At 37.6% G+C, this 16445-nt stretch carries 16 protein-coding genes; 7 read left to right on the forward strand and 9 right to left on the reverse strand.

Annotated features, from left to right (window positions below):
- Nucleotides 1–346: 346 nt before the first annotated feature.
- The 5 genes from cysS (at nucleotide 347) to ACN9MR_RS26945 (ending at nucleotide 5703) form a co-directional block, all read left to right on the forward strand.
- Nucleotides 347–1807: a cysteine--tRNA ligase gene (gene cysS / locus ACN9MR_RS26925; protein WP_426327505.1), complete on the forward strand. Its 1461-nt coding sequence runs from the start codon at nucleotides 347–349 to the stop codon at nucleotides 1805–1807.
- Nucleotides 1808–1844: 37 nt separating this feature from the next.
- Nucleotides 1845–2525, forward strand: a complete 681-nt coding sequence (locus ACN9MR_RS26930) for an aspartate/glutamate racemase family protein (protein WP_426327506.1) — start codon at nucleotides 1845–1847, stop codon at nucleotides 2523–2525.
- A gap of 139 nt (nucleotides 2526–2664) precedes the next feature.
- Nucleotides 2665–3645, forward strand: coding sequence for a M28 family peptidase (locus ACN9MR_RS26935; RefSeq protein WP_426327507.1), 981 nt, complete (start codon nucleotides 2665–2667; stop codon nucleotides 3643–3645).
- Nucleotides 3646–3734: 89 nt separating this feature from the next.
- Nucleotides 3735–4592 carry a nuclear transport factor 2 family protein gene (locus ACN9MR_RS26940; RefSeq protein WP_426327508.1) on the forward strand — a complete coding sequence of 286 codons (858 nt, stop codon included), beginning with the start codon at nucleotides 3735–3737 and terminating at the stop codon, nucleotides 4590–4592.
- Between the two features lie 226 nt (nucleotides 4593–4818).
- Nucleotides 4819–5703, forward strand: a complete 885-nt coding sequence (locus tag ACN9MR_RS26945; protein WP_426327509.1) for a glycerophosphodiester phosphodiesterase family protein — start codon at nucleotides 4819–4821, stop codon at nucleotides 5701–5703.
- 78 nt (nucleotides 5704–5781) lie between these two features.
- On the opposite strand, the gene ACN9MR_RS26950 is transcribed toward ACN9MR_RS26945, so the two are convergent.
- From ACN9MR_RS26950 to ACN9MR_RS26985, 8 genes are all read right to left on the reverse strand, one after another.
- Nucleotides 5782–5970 carry a hypothetical protein gene (locus ACN9MR_RS26950; RefSeq protein ID WP_029280597.1) on the reverse strand — a complete coding sequence of 63 codons (189 nt, stop codon included), beginning with the start codon at nucleotides 5968–5970 and terminating at the stop codon, nucleotides 5782–5784.
- Nucleotides 5971–6110: 140 nt separating this feature from the next.
- A complete protein-coding gene (locus ACN9MR_RS26955; protein WP_426327510.1) occupies nucleotides 6111–6632 on the reverse strand; it encodes a hypothetical protein in 522 nt (173 codons plus the stop codon).
- Nucleotides 6633–6890: 258 nt separating this feature from the next.
- Complete coding sequence (locus ACN9MR_RS26960; protein WP_426327511.1) at nucleotides 6891–7394, reverse strand: hypothetical protein; 504 nt, start codon at nucleotides 7392–7394, stop codon at nucleotides 6891–6893.
- Nucleotides 7391–7978 (reverse strand): class I SAM-dependent methyltransferase, encoded by a 588-nt coding sequence (locus ACN9MR_RS26965; RefSeq protein ID WP_426327512.1) that lies wholly within the window; start codon nucleotides 7976–7978, stop codon nucleotides 7391–7393. The genes ACN9MR_RS26960 and ACN9MR_RS26965 overlap by 4 nt, the downstream gene beginning before the upstream one ends.
- 10 nt (nucleotides 7979–7988) lie before the next feature.
- Nucleotides 7989–8474, reverse strand: a complete 486-nt coding sequence (locus ACN9MR_RS26970) for a DinB family protein (protein ID WP_426327513.1) — start codon at nucleotides 8472–8474, stop codon at nucleotides 7989–7991.
- 955 nt (nucleotides 8475–9429) lie between these two features.
- Nucleotides 9430–10392, reverse strand: coding sequence for an AAA family ATPase (locus ACN9MR_RS26975; protein WP_426327514.1), 963 nt, complete (start codon nucleotides 10390–10392; stop codon nucleotides 9430–9432).
- 5 nt (nucleotides 10393–10397) lie between these two features.
- Nucleotides 10398–11756 (reverse strand): peptidylprolyl isomerase, encoded by a 1359-nt coding sequence (locus ACN9MR_RS26980; protein ID WP_426327515.1) that lies wholly within the window; start codon nucleotides 11754–11756, stop codon nucleotides 10398–10400.
- Nucleotides 11757–11810: 54 nt separating this feature from the next.
- Entirely contained in the window at nucleotides 11811–12293 is a 483-nt protein-coding gene (locus ACN9MR_RS26985; RefSeq protein ID WP_426327516.1) for a hypothetical protein, read from the reverse strand.
- Nucleotides 12294–12502: 209 nt separating this feature from the next.
- Between ACN9MR_RS26985 and ACN9MR_RS26990 the strand changes: the two genes are divergently transcribed.
- Nucleotides 12503–13156 (forward strand): hypothetical protein, encoded by a 654-nt coding sequence (locus ACN9MR_RS26990; RefSeq protein WP_426327517.1) that lies wholly within the window; start codon nucleotides 12503–12505, stop codon nucleotides 13154–13156.
- A gap of 72 nt (nucleotides 13157–13228) precedes the next feature.
- Nucleotides 13229–13804, forward strand: a complete 576-nt coding sequence (locus ACN9MR_RS26995; protein WP_426327518.1) for a non-canonical purine NTP diphosphatase — start codon at nucleotides 13229–13231, stop codon at nucleotides 13802–13804.
- A gap of 142 nt (nucleotides 13805–13946) precedes the next feature.
- Here the strand turns inward: ACN9MR_RS26995 and ACN9MR_RS27000 are convergent, their stop codons facing one another.
- A complete protein-coding gene (locus ACN9MR_RS27000) occupies nucleotides 13947–16382 on the reverse strand; it encodes an OstA-like protein (RefSeq protein WP_426327519.1) in 2436 nt (811 codons plus the stop codon).
- Nucleotides 16383–16445: the final 63 nt, after the last annotated feature.

Raw genomic sequence — 16445 nt, forward strand, 5'->3', positions numbered from 1 at the left:
CCGAAGTCTCACAAGGCCAGTGGCTGGCAGACTTCGCAAGTTTAGCGCTGGTTTTCATGCCAAACGCACAGAAATAACCAATCTAAACCCTATTGAAGCGGCAGCCTGAGCCCCTTCGGCGAAGCTACAGGGAAAGAGGGGCTGCCCTAACCGATGAGCAGTAATGCACCTTTTCTAATATTTGGGGAAAATTGATATTACAATTTTAATGATTAAAATTTTGTTTACTGTCAGATGGTAACATCTGACAGCACGGATACCATTTATAAATGTTAGTTAAAAATCATAAGCGAAACATTGCAACTTTTAACGTTTTAACTTTCTAACTTAATATTACATTTGCAATATGAATACTGGCTTACAGCTTTATAATACGCTTTCGCGCAAAAAAGAACTTTTCCAACCCTTAAATGCACCCAATGTTGGGATGTATGTTTGCGGTCCTACTGTTTATAGTGACGTGCACTTGGGTAATTGCCGCACGTTTATATCTTTCGATTTAATTTTCAGGTATCTTAAATATGCTGGTTATAAGGTGCGTTATGTACGTAATATTACCGATGCGGGCCACTTAGAGGGCGATAGGGACGAGGGCGACGATAAGTTTGCAAAACGTGCAAAATTAGAGCAGCTTGAGCCAATGGAAATTGTGCAGAAGTATACGCTGGGTTTCCACGATGTAATGCGCATGTTCAACACGCTGCCTCCAAGTATCGAACCTACCGCTACAGGCCACATTATCGAACAGATCGAAATGATCAAGATCATAATTGCCAATGGTTACGGTTACGAAGTTGATGGAAACGTATATTTTGATGTAGAAAAATATAGCGAAGAATATAATTATACGATTTTAACCAATCGCAATCTCGAAGATATGCTGAACAATACCCGCGAACTGGGTGGACAGGATGAGAAACGTGGCAGGTTAGATTTTGCGCTTTGGATAAAAGCGAAACCAGAAACCCTGATGCAATGGCAATCGCCCTGGGGCATGGGCTTTCCGGGCTGGCATATCGAATGTTCCGCCATGAGCGCGAAATATTTGGGTGCCGAATTTGATATTCACGGTGGTGGAATGGATTTGGCGGCAACGCACCATACCAACGAAATTGCACAATCTGAGGCTTGCAGTCATAAACAGCCTGCCCGCTATTGGATGCACACCAATATGCTTACTGTAAACGGTACGCGGATGTCTAAATCGGCCGGTAATGGATTTCTTCCTTTAGAGTTATTTACCGGCGATCATCCTTTATTGAAAAAAGGCTTCAGCCCGATGACGGTTAAGTTTTTCATGTTGCAGGCACACTACCGCAGTACATTGGATTTCTCGAATGAAGCTTTAGATGCTTCGGAAAAAGGATTCCGCCGCTTGATGGCTGCCATTGGTTTATTAGATAAATTAACGGTTTCTGAACAAAACGATTTCGATATTGATGCATTGAAAGAGAAATGCATCCACGCGATGAATGATGATTTTAATAGTCCGATTCTGATTGCCGAATTGTTTGAAGCTGTAAGGATTATCAATACTGTTTACGATGGTAAGGGTAAAATCTCCGCAGAAGCATTAGAAAAGTTAAAGCAACTGGTTAACGATTTCGTATTTGATATATTGGGACTGAAAGATGAAGATGCCGGAGGTAACGACTTAAATGGCGTTCTGGATATGGTGATTAATTTAAGGACTGAGGCGAAAGCGAATAAAGATTATGCCACTTCTGATCGTATCCGTATTGGCTTACAAGAGTTGGGGATCCAACTTAAAGATGGCAAAGAGGGAACCACCTGGAGTAAATCTTAATTAATCTTGAGTCTGTAGTCATAAGTCGATTTTAAGAATGAGAAAAATTGGTTTAGTAGGGGGCATTAGCTGGGTATCGACAATAGATTATTATCGTTTTATAAATGAGGGAGTAAATGAGCGGTTGGGCGGATTAAATTTTGCTGAGTGTTTAATTTACTCCCTTAATTTTGGTGATGTTCAGAATAAAACCTGGGAGGGATCATTTGACCTTTTACTCGCTGCTTGCGAGAGTTTAAAGCGCAGTGGTGTAGAAGCCATTGTGTTATGTGCCAATACCGCCCATCTTTTTGCCGATCAGCTTCAGGAAAAGATTGCATTACCGATTATTCATATCGGTACTGAAACTGCTAAAGCCATAAATGCTACAGGAATTAAAATGGTGGCTTTATTGGGGACTGTGTTTACCATGGAAAAGGAATTTTATATTAAAAAGCTCGAAGACAATGGATTAAACGTATTGGTGCCATCAAAAAAAGAAACCCGCGATTACATCCAGTTTACACTTAAAGAAGAACTGGGTAGGGGATTAATTTTGGCAGAAACCAGGGCGCAATATATCAAAATGATTAATGATCTAATCGCGGATGGTGCAGAAGGCATAATCCTTGGGTGTACAGAGATTCCAATGCTGATCAGTCAGGCTGACTTTGATGTTCCGGTATTTGACACTACCAAAATTCATTGCAAGGCAATTGTGGATTTTATTCTTTCGTAGCTAAGATCGCATTTATTACAATCCCCCTGCCCCCTTCAAAAGGGGAATGGACTATTCTCTAGCAATTAATTTGTCAGGGGGGCAAAGGGGGATGAGAAATAATTACACTACTTCAAACAATTTACCGTTAGATTAAACAATGAATAAAAAACTTTTAATATTGCCTTTATTCGCATTAATCGCATTTCAGGCATGTCAGAATAAAACAAACCAAAATGCCGATGAAAATGGAGAAAAGCCTCTGCGTTTAGCTTCTCCTGATTTTAATGCTGATAGTGCTTATGCCTATACTAAAGCACTGGTAGATTTTGGACCAAGAATTCCCGGAACGGAAGCGCACCAAAAATGCGCCGATTATTTAGTGGCTAAACTCAAATCGTTCGGCGCCGATGTAAGTATTCAGGGTGAGAAAACACAAACTTATGACGGTAAAAGCTTTCAACTGAAAAATATTGCTGCCGCTTTTAATCCAGGTAAAAAAACGAGGGTTTTAATTACGGCACACTGGGATGCCCGTCCGTTTTCTGATCAGGATACCGACCCTACCAATCATGCGAAACCTTTCGATGCGGCAAATGATGGCGCGAGTGGGGTGGCAGTAATTTTGGAAATGGCACGTCAGATCCAGCAGAAACAGCCAGATGTTGGGGTTGATTTTGTGTTGTGGGATTTAGAAGATTATGGAAAGGCTAATGATGAAACACCGGATGAAACCACATGGTGTTTAGGCTCTCAGTATTGGGCTAAAAAAGCAATGGCAACAGGATATAAAGCTTTGTACGGCATTAATCTTGATATGGTTGGTGGCGGTAGCGCGCAGTTTACGCAGGATGAAATCTCGCGTCAAGCTGCTCCAAACGTAGTAAACAAGGTTTGGGACATTGGTAATGAAATTGGTTATGCTTCTTACTTTACGAAAATTCCGAGCGGAAAATTGGTTGATGATCATTTTTGGATGAACAAAGCAGGCATTCCTTCTATTGATATTATCCATTACAACGATAACAGTGGTTTTTATATCAATTGGCACACGCAATTGGATAATTTAGCCAATATTGATAAAAATACGTTGAAGGCCACCGGGCAAACTGTTTTGGAAACCATTTATAGAGAAAAATAAGTGGCCTTAATGTGTAATTGTTAATTACTTTTAAGACCATACACCAAAGAAAATTTTATATTCGCCAAACAATATTATATTAATTAATAATGAAACAATTATTTTCAACTGCAATAGCTTCGCTTTTAGCCCTAAGTGCTTTTGCCCAAAAAAGTGACGGAACAACCAAATCTTTAGTAAATGCTGAAAAGGATTTTGCTAAGTCAATTGCCAAAAATGGAGATAAAGAAGCTTTTATAGATTATTCATCAACGAGCACTTTAGTGTTCAGGCCAAACCCGGTTAATGCCAAAACGTTTTACGCGGCTAAGGCAAATGCTGAAAATGATGTAACATGGACCCCAAACCTGGCAAAAGTATCACGTAGTGGCGATTTAGGTTTCACTACAGGGCCATATGAAGTTGGTACTTCAGAGAAAAAATACGGTCAATACTTATCGATCTGGAAGCCGGAAAACGGCAGATGGAAATTAGCCATTGATTTAGGAACGGAAAGCAATAAACCTTTGGCTAAAGTTACGCCACAGTTTATTGAACCTAAAGATCATGTTGCGCCAAAGTTCTTAAATGAAAAAGAAATTAAGGCTGGGAAAGAAATTATCTTAACCACCGAGAAAACATTAAATACTTTGTTAAAAACGCATGGAATTGCAGCATTTGGAGGTTTTTTAACCAACGATGCACGTTTACTTTTCCCAGGTAACGAAGCCATTGATGGAAAAGGAAAAATTATTGCTTTTTATAACGGAATGATCAGCAAAATTAACTTGAAGACAACTGGCGTAGATAAAGCAATCGGGAGCGATTTGGCTTATACCTATGGTGTTGCCACTATCGATTACAAAGCTGATTTACGTGAAAGTTTTAACTATGTTTTCGTTTATGAAAAGGGAGCTGATGCAAGCTGGAACTTAATTGTGCAGGCCTTTGTACCAGCAGAAAGATAAATAACAAATGTGAATTAAAGAGGGCTCTCCATAAAAAGAGGCCCTTTTTTTATTTCTATGTTCTGCTTGCTTTACGGTCCGACCTAGCCTGATCCGATAGTTATCGGATGGAGTGGCACCTTGAAGCATAGCGGAAAGCAGGAACAAACATTAAATAGAAGCACGGTTTTTGTGCTCAAAAAAATTATTACCACCAATAAAACTATTCATTTTACGTTTAAAATTCATGCATAAAAAATTACTTCTGCTCTCAACCCTAATTTTATTGTTTTTTCATGTTTCAGCCCAAAAAAAGAAATTCGATGTGCAGGGTAAAGCTGGTGCACGCGGTATCATGCCCGAAAATACCATTGAAGGGATGTTAAAAGCTATAGATTTAGGCGTTACTACCTTAGAAATGGATGCCGTGATTTCGAAAGATAAACAGGTGGTGCTTTCGCAGGAGCCTTACTTTAACAACGAGATTTCTTTGCTACCCAACGGTAAGCCGATTACTTTAAAAGACCAAAAGAATTATAACATCTACAAGATGGATTATGAGGAGATTAAAAAGTTTGATGTAGGCAGCAAAGTCCATAGTCGTTTTCCTGGGCAGATGAAGTTTAAAGCTTATAAACCGCTGCTTTCTGAAACAATAGATGCGGTTGAGGCTTATGTTAAAGAACACAAACTGGCCAAACCTGTATATAGCATCGAAACAAAAACGATTAAAAATGGTGATAATGAATTTCATCCGGAGCCAGCAGAATTTGTAGAGCTGATTATGGATGTAATTAATTCGAAAAAACTTGCCAAAAGAGTTATTATCGAATCTTTCGATATGCGTACGCTGCAATATCTGCACGAGAAATACCCAAAAGTACAAACCTCATTGTTGATTGATGAAAAAGAACCCTTTGAAGATTATATTGATAAACTAGGTTTTAAACCGACTATTTATAGTCCTTACTCGGTTTTGGTTGGTAAGGGGTTGGTAGACCGTTGCCACGAAATGGGTATTAAAATTATCCCTTGGACGGTGAATACGGTAAAGGAAGTGAATTATTTTATGAGCCTTGGGGTAGACGGCATCATTACCGATTTTCCAAACATCATGGGGCAACTTAAGTAGCAAGAAATAAGGGGTGCAAAAAAAAGCGTTCAGATTTAAATCGGAACGCTTTTTTTATGCTTTTATAACTGGAAAATCCTAGTGGTGTGCTTCTGGTTTTTCGTGCGCTGCTTCAGTTTTTTCATGATGAGCAGGTGCTTCTTCGTGGTTAAAGATTGGTCTGGTGAAATAAACAACCAATAATAAAACCAGAATCCATGCCGTTAATGGTAAAGCCCAAATGCCTTTTGTTTGCTGAACCGGTGCGTGTGAATCGTGAGCTGACATATCGAATATTTTTGATTTAAAGATTTATGCTTTGTAATTGTGCGGTAAAGATAGTAACAAAATTAAAATAACAAGGGCAATTCAGTGAATTGTATTTTAAGATTAACCGGTTAGTTAAAAAGGATAAAAGGTATTACCTTTTATCCCTGCAAATCGTAAATCATTGCTTTGGTGCTGTTCATTTTACTTTTAATACGGTTTTGGTGCTCCAGTAAAGTGCTTTGCTCATCCTGAATGGCATTAAACAATTCTGCTTTTTTAAAATAGTTTGCCGCTTCTGTAAAATTTTGCTGTTGCTCGGCATGTAGGCCCAAACATTCATAAATGTGTGCTTCGCAAACACCAGGTACAAGTAGCGCCTTTTCTGCAACCTGTTTCACCAATTTGTGCATTTTAAGTGTAATCACAAGTTCCAGATAGGGTTTGTAAACCTCTGGGAAGTCATGATCCAGCCCAATGCAGCGTTTGTAATAATAGCCTGCGGTTTTATAATCTTTAAAATGATTCTGATAAATATCGCCCAACTGAAAATAAGCTCTGGCATAATCAGGGTCGAAAACAATAATTTCGTTAAAATACTGAAGTGCCTTGGGTAATTCCCCCCAGTGCAGTTCTTCAATGGCCTGTAGATACTTTTCTTCTACAGTGGTATAAATGTCCATAACGGATATAATTAATTTTGATGAGCGGTTAAATGCTTATCAAATGCGTAATAAATTGATTTTTAAATTTGGGTTTTGTTTGTTGAAACGTAAAACCGCGTTAAGGGTTGGGAAGGAAATTTAAGTCAATACCCAAGCCCTTTATGCCACAAGACGGGCTAAAGCTTAATTGTTGGATATGTAGTTGACGTAGCATTTCTGTAATTATGTTGCAAAGATATTTATTTTCAGTGAATTGCAAATTTTAAAATAAAATTTCTAATGGATTACGTGCGCGAGATAAATGATACAATAACTCAATAAACAAAATGCACTATTATAATTTAACGAATGGAACAGATTTTCTAAACGTTGTTGCGTATCGATAATTTTAGCTGCTATAAACCAAAAAAATAATGAAATGCCAATATCGAAAAAGTCGAAACGGCCATTGGTAATGTGGAATAATTGAAACAGTTCGAGTGATACAACGAATAAAAGTGGAATGAAAACACAATTGATGCGTTTTTTGAAAAGATCAAAATAAAATTCCTTTGAGGTTAAGGTGATGCAGAAAACCCATAAACCCTCAGGAAGTGAATAGATCAGGTACTCGTTTAATGGTAAGTTTGCTGTGATGGCCTGTTTCAAACTTTGGTAGGTTTTGAAGGAGATCAACTGAATGATGATCTGGTTTACCAAGGTTTTATCAGTCCTGTAAAATACATATATGAACAGACTTGTCATCAAGGCAAAGAAAATATACCAATAATGTTTTTTCAAGGTTTGCTGAAAGTTAAAATTTTAAAATAGGAAAGTGGTTTTAAAGCGATTTCTTTTTCAAGTTTAAACTGCTCCATCGCCTTAATATCTTCAATGTAAAATAATGATTTTAAATGAAATAAGCCAGAGCCTAAATTGAATATGCGATCCAGGTATTTTAGCCAATTATTTGGCGTAAAGTGGTTTAGAATTAAAAGTTTTCCACCTGGCTTTAAAACATTGTGGCACTGCATAAGTAATTTTTCGGGTTGATCTGCAACGGCAATAACATGTGATAACACGACATAGTTGAAACTATTCTCTGCAAATTCGAGTTCCTCGCCATTCATTTGGAATAATTCTATTTCGTTTGTTGCATTTTTTTTAGCCACATTTAACATCGAAGAAGAAATTTCTATCCCGGTAATTTTGTGGTTTTTATAGAGCGGGAAATGAGATCCATTACCGACACCGATTTCGAGCAGATTTCCATAGGGCAGTTGATTAATCTCATTGAAAAATTTTTCCTTTTGAGGTTTAAGAAAAACATCGACCAGTGGATATAAAAATGAAAACCGGTTATAGAAATTGGTTTGAGCGCTCAATTTTTTAGTTTTAAGAATTAAATTGAATTAAAGCATTTTTAATCTGCCGCCTATGCCTTAAAATATGAACGATGGCATGCTCTAACATTTGTTCTACATCGTATTTCTGTCCCCATCTTGTGTTTATCTTTTTCGATTGATCGAACTCTTCCATCGTGATGTTGGGATATCTGGTGAAAAAGTCTTCGTTATATTTAAGTGCTTCCCGGAGCCTTGAGATATAAGGTGTGATGTGGTCAAACTGCAATCGTTCCGGTCTGACTGTTTTCAATCCAATAGAATTTTCGATATAAACTGCATAACTGAACATCGATGCGGTTACATGTGTTAAAATAGTCTGGATGGAAATACAATCTGTATTTGAACTTTCTGGCTCAATGGTTTTTGTTAGTAAGTGCTGACTAATTGGTTCGATTACCACAATCAGTTCGTCAACTGCCTTTTTATATTCATCCATCAGCGCAGCTATAGCGCCTGTAAGGTTACTGTCTTTCATCGTTAACTCAAATATAATGCTTTATGATGAGTTTGTTTTTTAATCGGGATTTTGTAATCCCAACCGGTGTATAAAAGGATTTCAAATCCTTAGTTCGTTAGACGGGATTACAAATCCCGACCGGCGGAATAATTTATTTGCATAAAAGTCAATATGAGCGACAGACACGTTAACGTAAATAACTCCTAAAGGTTACCGTCATTTCGAGCGGAGCATAGCGAAGTCGAGAACCACGAAGTGCTCAGCGCAGCTAAATCTCACCTCGAGATAGGTCTCTCCATTCCACTGCGTTTCAGTCGAGATGACGGTTTTTATTTAGAGTCTGTAAATGGTAGCGAAGTCGAAGAATCTCTGTTCCGCTGTATTTCATCCGATAACTATGGGATCGACGTGACGGTTTTGTTTGTTGGTCGTGATTTGTAGTCCCGATAAGCAAGATTCAAGTCAGTATATCGATTATTCCTATGTACACTGGTAAAGGAATAATTGCTGAAATCACCATGAATTCTTTTTTCGACCGGCCTTTACTCACCAGGGTGATGATCAGGAAAGTGACAAAGTAGATAAAAGTGAGAGATAGGATGCCTACAATCATACCAAAATCGGGCATGCCGCATCTTAGTTTTGTACTTACCGGCAGGGTATGAAAAAATATGAAAGTATATATCCAGCTAACGATATAAAGAACTAAGAATATTAATGAAATTATCCTTCGCCATATAAATGTAAGGATGGGATTTACGATTTCCATGTACCTCTTTTATTCTTAATGCCCGGAATGTAAAAAAGGTAACCAAAGTCTAATATTTGGTGTTATTTTTTAAAGAAAGGTAATTCACAGGAATCTGTAATTTTAATGAATAGACCCTGAAATAAATTACCTTCGGTGAGCTCGCTAAGGCTCGGTTCAGGGTGACGATTCTGGTAGGTCGGGATTAGAAATTCCGATCAGCTATTACAATAAATCTTTAATAATTTTTTCGATCGATAAACCTTCGGCCTCTGCACGGTAGTTACGCACAATGCGGTGACGTAAAATAGGCTCAGCTACAGCTTTAACATCTTCAATATCTGGTGAGTATTTTCCTGTTACGGCGGCATGACATTTTGCGCCCAAAACCAAAAACTGCGAGGCACGGGGGCCAGCACCCCAGCTGATGTATTTGTTAACTGCATCCGTAGCAAACTCGCTATTAGGGCGGGTTTTAGCGGCCAGTTTTACGGCATATTCCAAAACATTATCAGTAATAGGAATATCGCGGATTAATTTCTGGAAATATTGAATATCATCTGCATGGATAATTTTCTGCAGTTGCGTGGTTTTATTACTAGTGGTGTTTTTTACAATGTTCAATTCATCTGCAAAGGCAGGGTAATTTAACTGAATATTGAACATGAAACGATCTAACTGAGCTTCGGGTAGGGGGTAAGTCCCTTCCTGCTCAATAGGGTTTTGTGTAGCCAAAACGAAAAACGGTTTTGGTAAAACATGGGTTTGCCCGGCTGCGGTAACCGACTTCTCCTGCATGGCTTCTAGTAAGGCAGCCTGAGTTTTTGGTGGAGTACGGTTAATCTCATCAGCGAGGATAATATTAGAAAAAACAGGCCCTTTTATAAATTTAAAGTGTCTGTCTTCCCCTAAAATCTCTGCGCCAATAATATCGCTTGGCATTAAATCGGGTGTAAACTGGATACGGTTAAAATCGAGGTCTAAAACAGAAGCTACCGTTTGTACAAGTAAAGTTTTGGCTAATCCAGGTACGCCAACCAACAGACAGTGTCCGTTACTAAAAATGGCGATTAAAACAGATTTTATGATGTCATCTTGTCCAACTACTACTTTGCTTATTTCGGCTTTAATGTTGTTGAAAGATTGATGAAGTGCATCAACAGCTTCTACTTCGTTCTTATACTGCATTGGTGTTATTTTGCGGCTGTGGTTTTAGTCCAAATTTTTAATTCATCACAAGTGTTAAATTCATCGTCGATTTTGATGTAAGTACTTTCGCGACGTTTTTCAAACCATTCGCTTAAAGTACGATTAATTTTATCACTTTGTGCCGCATCTCTGATTTTTGGAAAATCTTGAGCTAAGTTTGCTTTGTGCGGTGGGATTTTAGATTTTAAATATAAAATGCGGTATCCCTGTTTTCCATCAGCTGCAGTGAATAAATCTGGTTTAGAAATACCGCCAATTTTCATGCTATCGATTACCAAAAACACCGAAGGATCTAATTTATCAACAGGAATAAAGGTGCTTCTTGCCTGAACATTTTCGGCATTAAGCATCATCCCACCGTTGTATTTACTCTCTTTATTATCTGAATAAAGGTTTGCAGCAGCGGCGAAACTTAATTTTTTACCGATAATGTTGTTGTAAATACTATCTGCATGCAATTTTAAACGGGTTAAGCTTTCTGGTGTAGTTTTAGGCATAATTAAAATATGTCTAACGTGTACCTGCTCACCTCTACGTTCTAAAACCTGTAAAAAGTGGAAACCATAATCGGTTTCGAATACTGGTGAAATTTCTCCGGCTTTCAGTTTAAATGCCCAGGCAGTAAATTCTTTAACCATGGTATTTCTGTCGATAAAACCGTAATCACCACCATCGGCAGCAGAACCTGGATCCTCAGAATAGGTTTTAGCTAACACACCCATATCCTCGCCACTTTTAACCCTTAAACGAAGGGCTTCAATTTTATCGCGGAATTTTTGTTTTTCTGCTTTGGTTAACTGTGGGTTTAAAATTACTTCACCAACTTCAACTTCTGTATTAAATTCAGGGATGCTATCACCTAAAGATTTGAAATATTTTTCGACCTCCATTGGTGTAACGTTAATGTTTTCGGTGATTTTTTGTTGCATTTTCTGAGCAATCAGCTCATCTTTTACCGATGGTCTGATCTCATCTTTATACTGCAGAACAGATTTGTTTAAAAACTGCTCTAAACGCTCCTGGCCGCCTGCACGCTGCATGCTATAACGCATACGCTTGTTTACTTCATCATCAACAGCACCATCTTCAACCATTACCGAATCGATTTCGGCCTGTTGCTTAAGCAGTTTTTGCGTTAAAGTTTGTTGTAATATTTTACACTTAATATCATTGTTGGGCTGGTTTCCCTGATATAGGTATTGCGTGTATTGTTGGTTTAAATCCGATAGCAGGATAATATTATTTCCTACAACAGCAGCAACTTTGTCTACAGTATGCTTTTGCGCGAAACTGTTTAAAAACAGGCAAATTAAAGCGGTTGCTACTAAAAAAACTTTCTTCATTCTATTTGTTATATTTTGCAAATTTAATACTTATGGTCAAAAAAATCAGGTTGGTTATAACTTGGCAAGCTTTTTTAACTCGTTTTCGTTAATTTTGATCTGATATTTTTGTTTTAGGCTTTTTAGCCATTTTTCTTCTAAACTTAGTTGGTAATCGGCAATTACCTCTCCTTTAACTTCGCTTAAAGGTTTATTGTAATTTTGTTGGTTTTTTGTGTAAAATTCATTTATCGCCTGCTCGTCTTCCTGTGCTTTGTTCCAAATTTTTTGTTCCGAAACATTGAACATTAAAACACCTTCACGGTATTCATTCAATAAAAAATCGCGGTCTTTATTGCTGACCCCAACTTTTTTATGTGTGGTTAATGCATCTTCATAGGTTTTGATTTCTTCCTGATAGCTTGTGTTTTTATCCAAGCCCATCTCACGGGCATCCAAAACTTTAAGTTTAAAATTTATGTACAAGTTTAAATAAGCTTGCAAAGTATCGTATGCAGCGCTGATGTTTCCATTGTGGCTTTTTTTGTATGCCCACATAAACTCTTTGGTACTTATTGATTTACCGTTTACCACAGCCACGTTTTGTGCAAACGAAATGCTACAAATAAAGCTGAAAACAAATAAGCAGTAAGCTTTCCTCACGCAGAGCACTCTATAAATTTTAAGGGATAAAAGTAACAATTAGCGACGCTATTATAAGATATTTAACTAATTTTAACAGAAATTATTATCCAGCAAAAATACGAATGGAAAACCAGGTTACCAACAATGCGAATGCTTTACGTTTATTTTTTACTGAAGAGGTTTTTTTGGTAAAGGATGAAAGCGTAGAAATTCTGCCTTTACGTAATCCAGAGCCAGTTTTGGCCGTCGAAAATGTTTCTGTTACTGAAGAAAAAGAAAGTGTTTTAAAACCAGAAACAATACAAATTCCTGGGATTAATGCTACAAATGTATCTAAAGTTTATCCGCAAGCGCCTGAAATTCCGCATATTGTGGCCGAACCAGCTCCTGAAAAAACGTTTAAATTTTTAGGTGGAAATAAAAAATCAGTGTTGATTTTGGTTAATGATAATGAGCATGATGTAAGTACCGAGCAGGGTAGGGAACTGTTGCGGAAAATTGTGAAGGCAGTAGATTTGGGTACACCCGATTTTGCTATTTTAAATTACGCAAATTATAGCGGAACTGACTATGCAGAACTGCAGCGGTTTTTTAAACCTGCTATTATGTTATCTTTTGGAGTAGAGATTGCCGACCTGAAACTAAACCTTGCCTGGCAGAATGAAATCATCGTTCACGAAAGCACAAAAATTATCTTTGCTCCGAATCTCCATCACCTGGATAGCGATTTAACCGCTAAGAAAACTCTTTGGGGACATCTTCAGAAAATTAAATAAGCGAGTAACAAAGAAACGGTTAATCTTTCAAACCCTACACCCTACACCCTACACCCTACACCCTACACCCTAATGAAAAAACTTGTATTTGCTACCAATAATCAACATAAAACCGAAGAAATACGTGCTGCCCTTGAAGGTAAATATGAGGTGCTTAATCTGGAAGATATTGGCTGTTTGGTTGATATTCCTGAAACTGCAGATACCTTTGAAGGAAATGCTACCTTAAAAAGCAGCTACGTGGTTGAACATTTTGGTTTGGACTGTTTTGCAGATGATAGCGGTTTAGAGGTAGATGCTTTGAATAACGAACCAGGAGTTTATTCTGCCCGATATTCGGGAAGTCGGGATAGCTTAGACAATATTCAATTGGTTTTAGCTAAACTTGAGGGAAATCCCAACAGAAAAGCGAGGTTTAAAACAGTGATTTCCTTAATGCAAGATGGCAAAAACCATATTTTTGAAGGTATAATAGAGGGGACAATCAGGACAGGATTATCAGGTTCGAAGGGTTTTGGTTACGATCCTATTTTCCAGCCGGATGGTTATAATATTACTTTTGCCGAAATGGATATGGCCGAGAAGAATAACATCAGTCACCGGGCCATCGCTCTTAAAAAAATGATGGATTTTTTGAAGGGAGAATGACGAAAATCTTTTTTTAAATATTAATCTATCCAGGTCGTCACCCTGAACCGAGCATTAGCGAGCTCACCGAAGGTAATTCATTTCAGGGTCTTAAAGTGTCTAAATAGATGCTGAAGCAAGTTCAGCATAAAGTTAAAGGAAACTACATTTTACCAACTACCTTTTTCGCCTGAACAGAATCTTTTTTCACTTGTACTGAGTCCTTTTTCGGTAAGATGGGTTTAATGCCAAAATTGGCTGTATCTGCTGGTTTAGCTTGAGGCAATTTCTTATCAACGTTTAAGCTATCTTTTTCTGATGTGATTTTCGGCTTAACCACAGGTGCTGTTGTTAATGGTTTATTTGTTGGGGCTGTGGTTTTAGCACCAGCTACAGTTTTACCCGCAACTGTTTTGGCCTTTGCTTTGGGTTTAGGTTTTCCCGATGAGCCAATGGCATCTTTTTTTGATTTTGGGCGTTCAGTAGGTTTCCACGAAAATCCTTTTAATACATGATCTTTTGCAATCGTGTTTTCGGGATTCAAAGCCCCTTCTATTCCTTTAATGTAAACAATTTCCTCAATTGCATTTTCCTTATCCTTGAAGATGAACTTTATCCTGCTACTTAGGGTTTGATTCATTTCTTTATACACCTTTGTGCTGTCGTCCTGGGTATAATAAATGCTTTCGGCATTGCCATCTACATATAGGTTCTTAAATTTTCCATTGGTAAAGAAACCTGTCATCAACCGGCCTTTTATTTGGTTAAACCTTAACGAATCTTTTGGGGTATTTACTAAAAATGCATTTCTAAAAGCCTGTAAATTATTTAGTTTTTTATTTTTGAACTGAACAAATATCGTGTCACCAACCTGTTGCGAGCCTTCCGACCAGATGATCGGATTACTGTAACAACGTAAAGTAGAATCGGCACTGGTATAAAACAAACTATCGGTTTTGGCCTGTATATTCGTTTTAAAAATCTTAACGCCGTGGTAAGCCTTAATAATACGGGTTTGAACGGTGTCAGCTGGGTTAAATTTGGCTGTATCAGTCTTTAAAGCGCCGGCTTTTAAGTTCCCCAAAACCTTTGTTAAACTATCTTTAGCGCCAGATTTTGTTATCTTTTTTTGCAGGCTATCGATTTTTGTTTTTGATATGTCCTTTACAATAGGAGAAGCCTTATCGGCAATCTTTTTTTGCAAACTATCGATTTTTGTTTTCGATACATCTTTCACTATCGAATTGGCTTTATCAGCCAGCTTTTTCAGACTATCGGTTTTAAGTTTAGGCAGGTTTTTGATAATGGAATCAGCCTTGTTCTTTAAAAGATTGTTTTTCTGTAAACTATCGAGGTTAAGCTTGGGCAGCCCTTTGCCAAGTGAGTCTACTTTCGATTTTAAACTATCAATGCCTTTATCTTTGAGGTTAAGCAGGTCTTCCGTTTCGGCACCGCCCTTATTCTTTTTCTTTTTATCGGCCTTGTTATTCCTAGAATTACGTTTGTTCCTGTCTTCTTTTTGGGTAGGCTCAGCTTCTGGTTTATATTTTGGCTCACCTTTTTCTTTCTTTTCTCCGGTATCTTCATCGTCTTCGCCAACCTGATTGTCGGCTTTAATCGAAATTTTAGGGATTAGCTTTAAGGTTTTTTGCAGCACCATCTGCGTTTCCAAAGTATCTGCGCCCATCCATAAACTATCAGGTCTTTTTTTGTTCTTAACCATTATAGAATCTTCAGTGCCTATACCAAGATATGCATTACGTGTAACCAATGTCCTTTGATCCAGTTTATAGTAATAGCCCAAATCGCCGAACATTTTCATCTTATCTTTTGTATCAGAAAAAACAATGTTTTTTACTGCTTTGCCAACCCCTTTCTTACCATAATAGTATAAGCTATCTCCTTTTAGCGATCTGGTGCCTTGCGTATATAGGTTCTTCTTTCCGAAAAAAGCATCCTCAGTCATCGTATTATACTGACCATTTTCGGTGTAAAGATTATCGTCTTTTCCCTTAATATTGGTAGGGCCATAAAAGTAGGTCCATTTATCCTGGGTATTATAGCTCATCGTATCCGATTTTATGACCGATTGAGGTGTAACTACTACCACATCATATTTAAAGTAGGCTACGTTTCTTTCGCTAAAATAATAACCGTTTTTACTGGTAAGGGTTACATCCTTATTTACAATTTTGCCGCCACTGGTATAAGTTCCTATTTTGGTAAGTGTATTATAATCTAAAATGTTGGTCGTCAAAATCGATGTGGGATCAATCATCTTGACATTTCCGGTTAAATGTGCTTGTTTTTTATTTCCATCATACTCCAATTGATCGGAATAAATATCGGTGGTAAGCTGGTTAATGTGTACATTTTTAAAAGCTTCAAAATAGTTTCGTTCGCTATAAAATACGGCACTATCGCAGCTTAAAGTTGCATTATCTTGTTGAAAAACAGGGTTTCGCAAGTAGCTGATTTTTTTCTTGGTATCACCAGTTATCTTGGAAAATGAAACAATTTTAATCTTCGAAGCAGGTTGCTGACCGAATAAAAATACAGGACTGATTAAAAGAAATAAAAAGACAAATAGTTTTTGCACACTACAAAGTTAGTTTTTTGTTCCGAACGTTCGGAATACCAGTTAAAATTAAATATTTTTGGT

It is taken from the genome of Pedobacter sp. R-06, from assembly GCF_049913135.1.
Taxonomy (GTDB): Bacteria; Bacteroidota; Bacteroidia; order Sphingobacteriales; family Sphingobacteriaceae; genus Pedobacter.

Coding starts and splice junctions, on each gene's coding strand:
- ACN9MR_RS26990 (WP_426327517.1), top strand. CDS start 12,503: ATGGAAAACCAGGTTACCAACAATGCGAATGCTTTACGTTTATTTTTT.
- ACN9MR_RS26940 (WP_426327508.1), top strand. CDS start 3,735: ATGAAACAATTATTTTCAACTGCAATAGCTTCGCTTTTAGCCCTAAGT.
- cysS (WP_426327505.1), top strand. CDS start 347: ATGAATACTGGCTTACAGCTTTATAATACGCTTTCGCGCAAAAAAGAA.
- ACN9MR_RS26945 (WP_426327509.1), top strand. CDS start 4,819: ATGCATAAAAAATTACTTCTGCTCTCAACCCTAATTTTATTGTTTTTT.
- ACN9MR_RS26950 (WP_029280597.1), bottom strand. CDS start 5,970: ATGTCAGCTCACGATTCACACGCACCGGTTCAGCAAACAAAAGGCATT.
- ACN9MR_RS26995 (WP_426327518.1), top strand. CDS start 13,229: ATGAAAAAACTTGTATTTGCTACCAATAATCAACATAAAACCGAAGAA.
- ACN9MR_RS26930 (WP_426327506.1), top strand. CDS start 1,845: ATGAGAAAAATTGGTTTAGTAGGGGGCATTAGCTGGGTATCGACAATA.
- ACN9MR_RS26985 (WP_426327516.1), bottom strand. CDS start 12,293: ATGTGGGCATACAAAAAAAGCCACAATGGAAACATCAGCGCTGCATAC.
- ACN9MR_RS26955 (WP_426327510.1), bottom strand. CDS start 6,632: ATGGACATTTATACCACTGTAGAAGAAAAGTATCTACAGGCCATTGAA.
- ACN9MR_RS26970 (WP_426327513.1), bottom strand. CDS start 8,474: ATGAAAGACAGTAACCTTACAGGCGCTATAGCTGCGCTGATGGATGAA.
- ACN9MR_RS26980 (WP_426327515.1), bottom strand. CDS start 11,756: ATGAAGAAAGTTTTTTTAGTAGCAACCGCTTTAATTTGCCTGTTTTTA.
- ACN9MR_RS26975 (WP_426327514.1), bottom strand. CDS start 10,392: ATGCAGTATAAGAACGAAGTAGAAGCTGTTGATGCACTTCATCAATCT.
- ACN9MR_RS26935 (WP_426327507.1), top strand. CDS start 2,665: ATGAATAAAAAACTTTTAATATTGCCTTTATTCGCATTAATCGCATTT.